The organism is Nonlabens sp. YIK11 (assembly GCF_001413925.1).
Taxonomy (GTDB): Bacteria; Bacteroidota; Bacteroidia; order Flavobacteriales; family Flavobacteriaceae; genus Nonlabens.
The window spans coordinates 125,510-138,699 of the sequence record NZ_LBMJ01000001.1 but is presented as its reverse complement, the minus strand read 5'-3'; the positions used below and the strand labels follow the sequence as shown (position 1 = coordinate 138,699).

The 13,190-nt window shown below is 42.6% G+C and carries 9 protein-coding genes; 6 read left to right on the top strand and 3 right to left on the bottom strand.

Annotated features, from left to right (window positions below; translation table 11 throughout):
- Window positions 1–45: 45 nt before the first annotated feature.
- Window positions 46–1,302, bottom strand: coding sequence for a methionine adenosyltransferase (metK, locus tag AAU57_RS00590; RefSeq protein WP_055411068.1), 1,257 nt, complete (start codon window positions 1,300–1,302; stop codon window positions 46–48).
- Window positions 1,303–1,553: 251 nt separating this feature from the next.
- Window positions 1,554–2,783, bottom strand: coding sequence for a tail fiber domain-containing protein (locus tag AAU57_RS00585; protein WP_082438501.1), 1,230 nt, complete (start codon window positions 2,781–2,783; stop codon window positions 1,554–1,556).
- A 684-nt stretch (window positions 2,784–3,467) separates the two neighbouring features.
- Here AAU57_RS00585 and ilvD point away from each other — a divergent pair.
- The 6 genes from ilvD to AAU57_RS00555 all read left to right on the top strand — a co-directional run bounded on the left by ilvD (window position 3,468) and on the right by AAU57_RS00555 (window position 11,951).
- Window positions 3,468–5,144 (top strand): dihydroxy-acid dehydratase, encoded by a 1,677-nt coding sequence (ilvD, locus tag AAU57_RS00580; RefSeq protein WP_055411066.1) that lies wholly within the window; start codon window positions 3,468–3,470, stop codon window positions 5,142–5,144.
- A gap of 10 nt (window positions 5,145–5,154) precedes the next feature.
- Window positions 5,155–6,888 carry a biosynthetic-type acetolactate synthase large subunit gene (gene ilvB, locus AAU57_RS00575; RefSeq protein ID WP_055411065.1) on the top strand — a complete coding sequence of 578 codons (1,734 nt, stop codon included), beginning with the start codon at window positions 5,155–5,157 and terminating at the stop codon, window positions 6,886–6,888.
- Between the two features lie 143 nt (window positions 6,889–7,031).
- Entirely contained in the window at window positions 7,032–7,562 is a 531-nt protein-coding gene (gene ilvN / locus AAU57_RS00570) for an acetolactate synthase small subunit (protein WP_055411064.1), read from the top strand.
- Between the two features lie 10 nt (window positions 7,563–7,572).
- Window positions 7,573–9,036, top strand: coding sequence for a ketol-acid reductoisomerase (gene ilvC, locus AAU57_RS00565; protein ID WP_055411063.1), 1,464 nt, complete (start codon window positions 7,573–7,575; stop codon window positions 9,034–9,036).
- Between the two features lies 1 nt (window position 9,037).
- A complete protein-coding gene (ilvA, locus tag AAU57_RS00560; protein ID WP_055411062.1) occupies window positions 9,038–10,300 on the top strand; it encodes a threonine ammonia-lyase IlvA in 1,263 nt (420 codons plus the stop codon).
- Window positions 10,301–10,364: 64 nt separating this feature from the next.
- Entirely contained in the window at window positions 10,365–11,951 is a 1,587-nt protein-coding gene (locus AAU57_RS00555; protein ID WP_055411061.1) for an NADP-dependent glyceraldehyde-3-phosphate dehydrogenase, read from the top strand.
- A 118-nt stretch (window positions 11,952–12,069) separates the two neighbouring features.
- On the opposite strand, the gene leuB is transcribed toward AAU57_RS00555, so the two are convergent.
- The gene (leuB, locus tag AAU57_RS00550) at window positions 12,070–13,188 is read right to left on the bottom strand and encodes a 3-isopropylmalate dehydrogenase (RefSeq protein ID WP_055411060.1); all 1,119 of its coding nucleotides are present in this window, start codon (window positions 13,186–13,188) and stop codon (window positions 12,070–12,072) included.
- Window positions 13,189–13,190: the final 2 nt, after the last annotated feature.

Below are 13,190 nucleotides of genomic sequence, written 5' to 3'. Positions count from 1 at the left end.
CCCCAAGCGTTTATCGCTTAGGGTTTTTTACGAAACCTAGAAGAATTATAGTCCAAAAGCTTTTTTCACTTGCTCTGTAAAGTCCAGCTTTTCCCAGGTAAATAGTTCTACTTCTTTAGTGATTTTCCCATTGTAAGGTGATTCAAAGACCTTAGTCACCGTTTTGGTCTCACGACCCATGTGACCGTAAGCGGCCGTTTCCCTATAAATAGGGTTGCGCAACTTAAGTCTGGATTCAATGGCAGCAGGTCGCATGTCAAAGATGCTGGCTACTTTTTTAGAAATCTCACCATCAGTAAGATCAACGGTTGAAGTTCCAAAAGTGTCAACATGAATGGAAGTAGGTTCTACCACACCTATCGCATATGAAACCTGAACTAACACCTCTGTGGCAAGTCCAGCCGCAACAAGATTTTTGGCCACGTGTCTCGCAGCATAGGCTGCACTGCGATCTACTTTTGATGGATCTTTACCAGAGAAGGCACCACCACCATGCGCTCCTTTACCACCATAGGTATCCACGATGATTTTGCGACCGGTGAGTCCGGTATCACCATGTGGTCCACCTATTACAAATTTGCCGGTTGGATTGATATGATAAGTAATATCGTCATTAAACAGTTTTTGCGCATAGGCAGGAAGCTGTTCCTGAACTCTAGGAATAAGAATCTCTACAAGATCTTTTTTGATCTTGGCAAGCATTTTATCATCATCTGCGTCAAATGGATCGTGCTGCGTAGAAATCACGATCGCGTCAATGCGTTGCGGGACGTTATCATCGCTGTATTCAATGGTGACCTGTGATTTTGCATCAGGTCTTAAATAGGTGATGTCCTTATTTTCACGACGTAGCTTTGCCAGCTCGATCAAGATTTTGTGCGAGATGTCCAACGCCAGCGGCATGTAATTCTCTGTCTCGTTAGTCGCATAACCGAACATCATACCTTGATCACCGGCACCTTGTTCCTCTTTGCTCTCACGATCGACACCTTGATTGATGTCTTGTGACTGCTCATGTATCAAAGAAATGACGCCACAGGAATCACCAGAGAATTGGTATTCACCTTTAGTATATCCTATTTCATTGATGATCTCACGGGCGATGGTCTGCACATCCAGATAGGTGTCAGATTTCACCTCGCCGGCAAGTACGACTTGTCCAGTGGTGACTAGAGTTTCACATGCTACTTTGGATTCAGGATCAAAAGCGAGAAAGTGATCCAGTAACGCATCACTAATCTGGTCTGCAACTTTATCTGGGTGACCTTCACTCACAGATTCTGATGTAAATAAATAAGGCATATAAGTATTACGCTTTCGCGAAAGCGAACTCACTATAAGTTCTCTAACGTTTGATTAATAAATATAAAGGAAGGTAGACTGTGCGGGAAATACTTCTGGTTTAGCATTTGTGTCTTACTGAAATAAGACGAGGTTGCAATCAGTCAAATCAATCCTCTTTCAAGAATCAAAGATACATATTATGATGGGTCAAACGTAATCGTGTTATAGATTTTATAACTACAGGTATTTCAATTTTTATGAGCGATTAATTAGGGTAATCTAGCCTTGAGCTCTTCAATTTGTGCCTGTTGCTCTTTTATCGCATTTACCAGGATGGGAATGATCGAGGTGTAGTCGACAGAAAGGGATTTCATCTCGTCAGGAGCTTCTGTCACAACGCTAGGTAAATCTGCTTGTAGATCCTGCGCCATAAAACCATAGTGTTCCTTGCTATCGGCATCATCTTTATAGCTGTAGCTGTATGTTTTGAGAGCCAAGACCTTTTCTAATCCATGATCAAGCTTGTCTATGTTCTCTTTTTTTCTGCGGTCGCTCACCTGTGATGCATTACGGAAATATAAAATGTTCCAAGGTCTGTCGGACCGACCTAGATTGCGATTGTTTTCTACCGCAAAAAGAGCTTGATTCGTAAAGTGATAATCTGCCACTGAGCCACCGTTAGAGCCTATATTTATTCTCAAGCCACCGTTATTATCGTTGTCGTTGGAATGGACGCCTTTGGTGTACATTCTTCTAAAATGTCGATCAAACCTACCTAGGTCATAGGTTCCGTTGTTTGTCGTGATATTGTTGGGTGCGTCAATAGCGGGAAGCATGGCATTGGTATCAAAAGATAAACGGCTGCTGTTCCCAAAGGCTAGATTAATGGTTCCTGTCGCTTGCGTGTTTTGCATAAAGAACGTATTTCCTGACTGGATCATGTTCAAATCATAATTCAAAAAATCGAGAGAAAAGCCATCAAATTCCGTATTGGTCTTGACGACTAGGGCATTTCCTGGATTTGTAGCGCCAGCACCTATGCCCACATTACCGTTTGCCTTCACTCTAATGCGCTCTACGGTATTGGTAGCAATGGAAAGATCTCTGTCGTCAGCTGTTCCTAAATAGTTGTTGGTGCCACCACCAGGCGTTGTACCTGAATTACCGTTAAGAGACCAAGCGTTATTAGCGCCTGTAGTAGCAGGAACATCGTTTTGAGTGGTGAGTTTCTCCCATCTGTTACCTGACCAGTAGTAAAATCCTTTTTCGTTGCTTTCATTGGTGTTGTACACCAGCAGACTTTCTTCAATGGCACCTACTATGGGTGCTTGACTATTCAAGTCTGTAAGACTCACTCGCGGAATCATGATTCCTTTATCGCCACCAGCGGCATTGATATCAAGTAAACTAGCACTATTTGGAGCATTTGTACCTATTCCAACTTGTGCTTTGGCTAGGGACATTATCAAAAGAGTAAAAAGAGTAACTGTTGTTTTCATGTAACTATTTTGGTTGTCCTATAAGTACGTACAGCTGATAATGCTAGTTTTCCTTTTACCGTGATTACTAAACACTTTGTCTATGTGTGAACTATTGTTTACCAAAATGGTACCGTTATGAAGGTTATCGGTTTAAGCGCATTAATGTTTAAGGCTTTTCCGACGTAGTTCGTCGAGCTATTTTTTTTTGTAATACTTTTTTGCGAATATGAAAAGGGACATTAACCTCGAGCCATATGGATGAAATGATTTTCATTCTGTGCAAAGTTTTAGTGGCTAGCTCAACATCATGAAGTTGTTAATTTAGGTGCTGAAATTTTTTAAAGTTTACGGAATTTATCCATATTTACCACATGAAGCCATCCGGTAGCATTAACGTCATTTCTATTATTATTCAAACCTAAACGGGTTGGGAATGGCTATTTTATATATAAAACCTTCCCATTCCGGAAGGTTTTTTTATACGAAATAGTTTGAAATGAAATGATTGGACATCATACATGGAAATGGTTTAAGTGCCTGTAAAACAATGATATAATTAAACATTGCCTAGTTTGAACGAACTTGAACCGTATGACACTAGATATCTAGAGAAAACACATTGAATAACTTTGATCAATACAGTATGCAAACAGTACCCATGAATACATCAAGAAGTATCAAGACTTCGTTTAAACCAAGCGTATGTCTTTAAACAAATACAGTAAAACCGTAACACAAGATCCAACGCAGCCGGCTGCACAAGCCATGTTGCATGCCATAGGTCTATCTAAGGAAGATTTGCAAAAACCATTTGTTGGGATTGCCAGTACAGGTTATGAGGGAAATCCCTGTAACATGCACTTAAATGACTTGGCTAAACTGGTAAAGCAAGGAACCTTAGAAGAAAACCTTGTTGGTTTAATATTCAATACCATTGGTGTTAGTGACGGTATTTCTATGGGAACACCTGGAATGCGTTATTCATTACCTTCCAGGGATATCATAGCTGATTCCATGGAGACAGTCGTACAGGCCATGAGCTATGATGGACTTGTAACAGTGGTGGGTTGTGATAAAAATATGCCAGGAGCATTGATGGCGATGATTAGATTGGATCGTCCCAGCATTTTAGTGTACGGCGGTACCATAGATTCTGGTTGCCACAATGGCCAGAAGCTGGATGTGGTATCTGCTTTTGAAGCTTGGGGCAGCAAGGTTGCTGGTACCATGCAAGAAGAAGAATACCAGAGTATTGTGGAGAAAGCTTGTCCTGGCGCTGGTGCCTGCGGCGGCATGTACACAGCAAATACCATGGCCAGTTCTATAGAGGCACTTGGAATGGCCTTGCCTTACAATTCATCCAACCCTGCATTGAGCAAGGATAAACAACAAGAATCCATTGACGCAGGAAAGGCAATGCTCAACTTGTTGGAAAAGGACATTAAGCCATCTGACATCATAACTCGCAAATCATTAGAGAATGCGGTAAGATTGGTGACCATTTTAGGTGGATCTACTAATGCCGTACTTCACTTTCTTGCGATTGCCAGAGCGGCACAAATTGATTTTACACTTAAGGATTTCCAAAATATTAGTGACAACACGCCATTCCTGGCAGATTTAAAACCTAGCGGGAAATACTTGATGGAAGACATCCACCGCATAGGTGGTATTCCAGCCGTCATGAAGTATTTGTTGAGTAAGGGATTGATCCATGGCGACTGTATGACCGTAACTGGAAAAACTGTTGCAGAGAATTTGAGAGATGTGCCAGATCTAACAGCAGATCAAGATGTTATCAAAACGGTAGAAGAACCCATCAAGGTTTCCGGTCACTTGAGGATGTTGTACGGCAATCTGGCAAGCGATGGTAGCGTTGCAAAAATTACGGGAAAAGAAGGATTACAATTCACGGGTAAGGCTAAAGTTTTTGATGGCGAGTATGCCGCAAACGACGGCATTCGTGACGGCCAGGTAAATAAAGGCGACGTTGTCGTTATAAGATATGAAGGTCCTAAAGGTGGTCCAGGAATGCCAGAAATGCTTAAACCTACAGCGGCCATTATGGGTGCAGGTTTAGGTAAGGAAGTAGCCTTGATAACTGATGGTCGATTCTCTGGCGGTACGCATGGCTTTGTAGTGGGACACATCACTCCAGAAGCTCAGGAAGGCGGCACTATCGCCCTAGTAAAAGATGGAGATACCATTACCATAGATGCCGTTTCCAATTCCATTATTCTGGAAGTATCAGATGAAGAATTGGAACAAAGAAAAAAACAATGGAAACAGCCACCACTCAAGTTTTCAAGAGGTGTGCTCTATAAATATGCACGAACAGTTTCAAATGCCTCAAAAGGCTGTGTGACTGACGAATTTTAAATAGCTGATTATGAAAGAACAAACAGCAACTCAAACTGCGCCCAGCGCCACCACGACAGAAAGAATGTCTGGCGCTGAAGCTATCATCAAATGCTTTCTTGCCGAAGGTGTGGATACCGTTTTCGGCTATCCTGGTGGCGCCATCATGCCGCTCTACGACAAGTTCTACGGCTATCAAGATCAGCTTAAGCATATTTTGACACGTCATGAGCAAGGTGCCACACACGCCGCACAAGGCTATGCACGTATTTCCAATAAAGTAGGCGTTGCCATTGCAACCTCTGGACCAGGTGCTACCAATCTTATCACTGGACTGGCAGACGCCATGATCGATTCCACACCATTGATTTGCGTCACGGGTCAGGTAGGATCGCACCTGCTGGGAACCGACGCGTTTCAGGAAACGGACATCGTTGGTATTTCCACACCAGTGACTAAGTGGAATACACAAATCACCAAGGCGGCAGATATCCCAACCGTTTTTGCCAAAGCCTTTTACATCGCACAAAGTGGCCGTCCAGGTCCAGTCTTGATTGATATTACTAAAGACGCACAGTTTGAAGAGTTTGATTTCGCTTACGCGAAATGTAATTCAATCAGAAGCTACGTACCTGTTCCAGAAACCACGCAAGGATCTATTGAGGCTGCTGCAAAAGCCATCAATGAAGCCAAAAAACCACTGATCGTTTGGGGTCAAGGCGTCGTGTTAGGCGAGGCAGAAGAAGAATTACTAGCCGTAATTGAAAAAGGTGGTATTCCAGCAGCCTGGACCATATTGGGAGCGAGTGCCGTTCCAACCTCACACGAGCTTAATGTGGGAATGGTAGGAATGCACGGTAATTATGCACCTAATCTATTAACGAATGAGTGCGATGTGCTTATCGCCATCGGTATGCGATTTGACGACCGTGTGACCGGCGATTTATCGCGATATGCTAAACAAGCCAAAATCATTCATTTTGAAATTGATCCAGCTGAGGTCAGTAAAAATGTCCACGCAGATATTCCGGTTTTGGGAGATTCCAAAAAGACACTGGCCGCGCTGTTACCTCTATTGGAAGAAAAAACCTATCCAGAATGGCGCCAGCAATTTGCTGATTTGTACCAAGTAGAGCTGGACAAAGTCATTAACGACGACATGAACCCAAAAACCGAAGGGTTGACCATGGCAGAGGTCATACAGCAAATCAATAAGCAGTCTGCGAGTAAAGCAGCCATTGTTACTGATGTAGGACAGCATCAAATGGTGGCATGTCGTTATGCCGACTTCAAACAGACGCGCAGTAACATCACATCTGGAGGTTTGGGAACCATGGGCTTTGCCCTGCCCGCAGCCATAGGAGCAAAAATGGCCGCTCCAGATCGTCAAGTGGTGGCCGTTATAGGCGATGGTGGATACCAAATGACCATTCAAGAACTGGGAACTATTTTCCAGACTAAGGTCCCTGTTAAGATCGTCGTACTCAACAATGAATACCTAGGCATGGTGCGTCAATGGCAGCAGCTGTTTTTTGACAAGCGCTATGCCAGTACAGAAATGATCAATCCAGATTTTATCAAGATTGCAGAAGGTTATAACATCAAGGCAAAACTCGTGACAGACCGCAAGGATCTCGCCAGTGCCGTTGAAGAAATGATGAAATGCGACGACGCCTATTTCCTTGAAGTACGAGTAGAAAAAGAAGGGAACGTTTTTCCTATGATTCCTACGGGCGCTGCGGTTTCAGAGATTCGGTTGGAGTAAGAGAAGCTTGGACACATCAAGGATGTACAGCCAAGAAGGAAAGCTGGACGATATTTCGCTTTCGCGAAAGCGAACCCATCAAAATGCACGAGTAAAAGAGAGTCAGTAAGGTCGTCTCGTCACGCCTTGAAAACATTAATTGTATGGAAAACAAAGAACAACTATATACCGTATCCATTTATACCGAGAATAATATTGGGTTGTTGAACCGCATATCTGCCATATTTCAACGTCGCCATATCAATATTGAAAGCATCAATACCAGTGCTTCAGAGATTGAGGATGTTTCTAGATGGACGATTCTAGTCAAGATGACTGAGGTCCAGATCAAAAAGATCATAGGCCAGATTGAGAAACAGGTGGAAGTCATCAAGGCATTTTATCACACTGAGGATGAGACCATCTATCAGGAATCCTGTCTTTTTAAAATCAAATCAGACCTTCTTTTTGAAGAGCGTCAAATACAGAATATCATCAAGGATAGCAACGCACGTATCGTGACCGTGAATAAAGAATATTTTGTGCTGGAGAAATCTGGTAGGCGCAGTGAGGTTGATCTACTATATCGAGAATTGAGTGCTTTTGGCATTCTTCAATTCAACCGTTCTGGGCGCATTGCCGTCACTAAAGATGCCATGGAAATAACTAAAATGCTAGCCGCATTAAACTCATAAAAACCAAACAATGTCAAATTACTTTAACACCTTATCGCTTTCGCAAAAACTGGAACAACTCTCCAAATGCCGCTTCATGGAGCAGGCAGAATTTGTAAATGGTGTCGATGCCCTTAAAGGAAAAAAAATAACTATCGTAGGTTGCGGTGCTCAAGGATTGAATCAAGGTTTGAACATGCGTGATTCTGGTCTTGATATTTCTTACGCACTTAGAAAAAAAGCTATAGAACAACAAAGACAATCCTATAAAAACGCTACAGAAAATGGTTTTACTGTTGGGACCTATGAAGAGTTGATCCCACAATCAGACCTCGTACTCAATCTAACGCCAGACAAGCAGCACAGTGCTGTGGTAGAAGCGGTAATGCCGCACATGAAAAAAGGAGCCACGCTTTCCTACTCGCACGGTTTCAACATCGTGGAAGAAGGCCAAAAAATCAGGGAAGATATTACCGTGATCATGGTAGCACCTAAATGTCCAGGATCTGAGGTTAGAGAAGAATATAAAAGAGGTTTTGGGGTTCCTACCTTGATTGCTGTACATCCAGAAAATGATCCAGAAAACAAAGGTTGGGATCAAGCCAAAGCTTATGCAGTTGCCACTGGTGGTCATAAAGCTGGCGTATTGGAATCTTCTTTTGTGGCAGAAGTTAAGAGTGACCTGATGGGCGAGCAAACCATTTTATGTGGTGTGTTGCAAACGGCCTCTATTTTATTGTACGATAAAATGGTCGCACAGGGAACGCCAGAAGGCTATGCGTCAAATTTGATCCAGTACGGCTGGGAACGCATTACAGAGGCGCTCAAACATGGTGGTATTACCAACATGATGGATAGGCTGGATAATGTTTCAAAGATTAAGGCCTATGAGCTTTCTGAAGAATTGAAAGACATCATGAGACCTCTATTTGTTAAGCATCAAGACGATATCATGTCGGGTCATTTTTCACAAACCATGATGGAAGACTGGGCAAATGACGATAAGAACCTCTTGAAATGGCGCGCCGAAACTGAAAACACCGCATTTGAGAAATCCACCGCTACTGGCGATATTAAGGAGCAGGAATATTTTGACAACGGTGTTGCTATGGTAGCCTTTATCAAGGCTGGTGTAGAACTTGCGTTTGAGACGATGGTTGCCTCTGGGATCGTTGAGGAAAGCGCTTACTATGAATCTTTGCACGAGTTGCCATTGATCGCAAACACAGTCGCTAGAAAGAAGCTGTTTGAGATGAACCGTATCATTTCTGACACGGCAGAATATGGCTGCTACTTGTTTGACCATGCTGCAAAACCTTTATTGTCTGATTATGTCAATGGACTGGATAAAGCTGTTATAGGTAACGCTTTCGCGAAAGCGGAACGCATCGACAATCATAAACTCATAGCCATAAACAAAGCCATTAGAAACCATCCTATTGAAAGCGTAGGCGCAAAGTTGCGCGACTCCATGACCGCCATGAAATCCATCTAAGATGATTGAAACGCAGGTGTATTATCCAAAAATGGAGGACATCAAGGCTGCCGCAAACCGTTTACAGGACGTGGCTTCCTTGACGCCACTACAATTAAATGAATTGTATTCCAACAAGTATGGTTGCCAGGTGTACTTTAAGAGAGAAGATCTGCAAACGGTACGTTCCTATAAAATAAGAGGTGCGTACAACAAGATTTCTACCTTAAGGGAAGACCAGTGTCCTAATGGGATTGTCTGTGCAAGTGCTGGAAACCATGCGCAAGGCGTGGCCATGTCTTGCAAAGTATTGCAAATTCATGGAACGATCTACATGCCGTCGCCTACACCAGTTCAAAAAATTGATCAGGTAAAGATGCATGGCGGTAGGTTTGTCGATGTGATCCTGCACGGTGATACATTTGATGATGCCTATGCCGCTGCAGTCGCAGAAAATGAGAAGCAAGGCAAATGTTTTATCCATCCTTTTGATGATGAAAAGGTGATTGAAGGTCAAGCGACCGTAGGACTTGAAATTATGGAGCAGGCCGCAGTGGATATTGATTATCTGATCATGCCTATAGGTGGTGGCGGTTTATCAGCTGGTGTTTCTGCGGTATTTAAAGAGCTTTCACCAGCTACAAAAATCATAGGTGTAGAACCTACAGGAGCACCTTCTATGGGTACTTCAATTTTCAATAGACAAAACACTACACTGGATAACATAGAAAGCTTTGTGGATGGTGCAGCTGTTAAAAGAGTTGGTGAACGCAACTTTGAAATTTGTCAAAGAAACCTGGAACGTGTTATCAGCGTTCCAGAAGGTGCTATTTGTCAGACGATTTTAGATCTATACAATCAACAAGCTATTGTAGTAGAGCCTGCAGGCGCTATGAGCATCACCGCATTGGAACAATTGCGGGACGAGATTAAAGGCAAGAACGTGGTCTGCGTGGTAAGCGGTAGCAATAATGATATCACTAGAACGGCAGAGATTAAAGAGCGTGCTTTACTGCAATCACAACTCAAACATTATTTTATCGTGCGATTCCCGCAACGAGCTGGTGCTTTACGAGAATTTGTTGAAAAAGTACTAGGTCCCAATGATGACATCACTCATTTTGAGTACACTAAAAAAACCAATCGCATAAATGGTAGTGCCGTAGTAGGCATTGAACTCAAATCTACCGAAGATTTTGATTCACTCCTGGAGCGAATGAAAGCACTCCATTTTTATGGAGACTACATTAATGATAACCCAACCTTATTCGAGTTTTTGGTTTGATATAACATCAGCGTAAAACTGTATGAATAATGAGGTGTTATCTTCAAAATTTAAAACCTAACCAATGAGCCAAACAACAATACCACAACAATTTCAAATCACGTCACAGCTACACCAAAACAGTTATTTGGTAGGTGGTCAACTTATAGAATGGAAAGGCGAAGTTTCTGAGGTGTATTCTACCATCTCGTCTACAGATAACTATCAACCTACGTTATTAGGTACGATTCCTACCTTGGGAGAAAAGGAAGCGCTGGACGCACTTGATGCTGCTGTTGTGGCATATGACAAAGGGAAAGGTTTGTGGCCTACCATGAAAGTAGTGGATCGCATCAACTGCATGGAAAAGTTTGTGGCACAAATGAAAACAAAGCGCGATGAGGTTGTAAAACTGCTCATGTGGGAAATAGGTAAAAACCTTCCTGATTCTGAAAAGGAATTTGATCGTACCGTAGATTACATATATGATACCATTGAAGACTACAAGCAAATGGATCGAGACAGTGCCAAGTTTCAAAAGCACGATGGTGTTAATGCTCACATAAGACGTGGACCACTAGGCGTTGTTTTGTGCTTAGGGCCTTACAATTACCCATTAAATGAAACGTTTGCGTTGTTGATTCCTGCTTTGATTATGGGAAACACTGCCATTTTTAAGCCTGCCAAACATGGTGTGTTACTTATATCACCTTTACTGGAAGCCTTTAGATCCAGTTTTCCAGCTGGCGTGGTCAACATCATTTACGGCCGTGGTAGAGTAGTGGCATCGCCCATCATGCAATCAGGAAAAGTGGATGTGCTGGCATTGATTGGTAACAGCAAAAGCGCCAATGCACTACAAAACCAACATCCTAAAAGTAACCGACTTAGACTCGTATTAGGGTTGGAAGCCAAAAATCCTGCTATTGTTTTAAAGGATGCCAACTTAGATCTTGCTATTGAGGAATGTATCGCAGGTGCTACATCCTTTAATGGTCAACGTTGTACCGCACTCAAGATTCTTTATGTTCATGAAGATATTGTTGAGGAATTCAACAAAAGGTTTGCGGCTAAAGTAGATGCCTTGAAGTTTGGGAATCCATGGGAAAGTGGCGTCAAATTAACTCCTTTGCCAGAACCAGACAAGCCAGCCTACATACAAGAATTGATTGATGATGCGACAGACAAAGGAGCCAAAATCATTAATGAAAAAGGTGGACAAACCACCGAGAACTACATTTTCCCTGCAGTGCTATATCCAGTAACTAAGGACATGCGCGTTTTTCAAGAAGAGCAATTTGGGCCAGTGATTCCAGTTGTTTCATTCAAGGATATTGACGAGCCGTTGGATGATATGGCAGCTTCCAACTATGGGCAACAAGTCAGTTTATTTGGTCAGGACATCAAGACGTTAGCGCCATTGATTGATACATTAGTGAACCTAGTTTGCCGAGTGAATCTAAATAGTTCCTGCCAGCGTGGTCCAGATGTGTATCCGTTTACTGGTAGAAAGGACAGTGCGGTGGCTACCTTGAGTGTTCACGATGCATTACGCTCGTTCTCCATTAGAACTTTTGTAGCTTCAAAGGATAACGAGGCTAACAATGCGATTCTACAGGAACTGCTGCAATCCAGAAGTTCTAATTTTGTGAGTACGGATTATATTTTATAGGGATTCACGAATCATGATACCTTAGACTGAATAATAGTTCGCTTTCGCGAAAGCGAACTTTTCCCAAACAAAAAAAGCGCTCCTAAGGGCGCTTTTCTCAATCATAGATCTAGGGACCTTAAATTATAGTGGATTGACCTAAGTGAATGTTGTTGAAATTGGCATTTGTATCGTAGGGATGTGCAATAAAATCTGCTATGAAGTCACCTACTTTACTGGTGGTAATGTTGTTGTAATTATCATTTAAATCTGGTGTTGTTATACCAAGTTCTAAAGATCGATCAACAGCCATTTTAATCAATTCAGCTTCGTTATGAAGGTCAAAGTGTTCCAACAACATCGCAGCGCTCAATATGGAAGCAATAGGGTTAGCGATGTTTTTTCCAGCACCTTCTGGATAAGAACCGTGAATAGGCTCAAACATGGCATACTTGTCACCAACGGATGCACTGGCCAAAAGGCCAATGGAACCACCAATGACGCTCGCCTCGTCGCTAATGACATCACCAAAAAGGTTTTCAGTCAAAATCACATCAAACTGGGATGGATTCAAGATCATTTGCATCGCGGCATTGTCCACAAAAAGGAAATCCAGTTGTACGTCAGGATATTGGGTGGCTAGTTCTGTAACGACACGTCTCCATAGTCTTGATGTTTCTAGTACATTGGCTTTGTCTACTAACGTCACTTTATTGCGTCTGGATTGGGCCGCTTTAAAAGCTTGATGGGCAATACGTTCAATTTCTTCGCGAGAATAAGCGCACAAATCAGAGGCGTGATTACCGTCCTCGCTCAATTGCTTTTCGCCAAAATAAATGCCACCAGTCAACTCGCGGTAGATAGAAATGTCTGTGCCGGCAATAATGTCACGTTTCAACGGTGACTTTTCTAGTAAGGCTTCATAAGCCTTAACGGGTCGCACGTTGGCATATAGACCTAATTCCTTACGCAATTTGAGTAGGCCTTGTTCAGGTCGTACGTTGGCAGTAGGGTCGTTATCATACTTGGGATGACCTATGGCTCCAAATAGAATGGCGTCTGTAGATTTACAAAGATCCAAAGTTTTTTCAGGCAACGGATCGTTAAATTGATCGATGGCCGTAGCGCCTACAGCTGCGTTCTTGAACACAAACCGATGGTCAAACTCGACCGCTATCGCTTTCAATACTTTTACAGCTTGAGCTGTAACCTCGGGTCCTATGCCGTCTCCCGATAAAACTGCAATATTTAACTTCATAT

What these genes read in the sequence shown, in the direction of transcription:
- ilvN (WP_055411064.1), top strand. Translation starts at nt 7,032, where the DNA reads ATGGAAAACAAAGAACAACTATATACCGTATCCATTTATACCGAGAAT.
- AAU57_RS00555 (WP_055411061.1), top strand. Translation starts at nt 10,365, where the DNA reads ATGAGCCAAACAACAATACCACAACAATTTCAAATCACGTCACAGCTA.
- metK (WP_055411068.1), bottom strand. Translation starts at nt 1,302, where the DNA reads ATGCCTTATTTATTTACATCAGAATCTGTGAGTGAAGGTCACCCAGAT.
- ilvB (WP_055411065.1), top strand. Translation starts at nt 5,155, where the DNA reads ATGAAAGAACAAACAGCAACTCAAACTGCGCCCAGCGCCACCACGACA.
- leuB (WP_055411060.1), bottom strand. Translation starts at nt 13,188, where the DNA reads ATGAAGTTAAATATTGCAGTTTTATCGGGAGACGGCATAGGACCCGAG.
- ilvA (WP_055411062.1), top strand. Translation starts at nt 9,038, where the DNA reads ATGATTGAAACGCAGGTGTATTATCCAAAAATGGAGGACATCAAGGCT.
- AAU57_RS00585 (WP_082438501.1), bottom strand. Translation starts at nt 2,783, where the DNA reads ATGAAAACAACAGTTACTCTTTTTACTCTTTTGATAATGTCCCTAGCC.
- ilvC (WP_055411063.1), top strand. Translation starts at nt 7,573, where the DNA reads ATGTCAAATTACTTTAACACCTTATCGCTTTCGCAAAAACTGGAACAA.
- ilvD (WP_055411066.1), top strand. Translation starts at nt 3,468, where the DNA reads ATGTCTTTAAACAAATACAGTAAAACCGTAACACAAGATCCAACGCAG.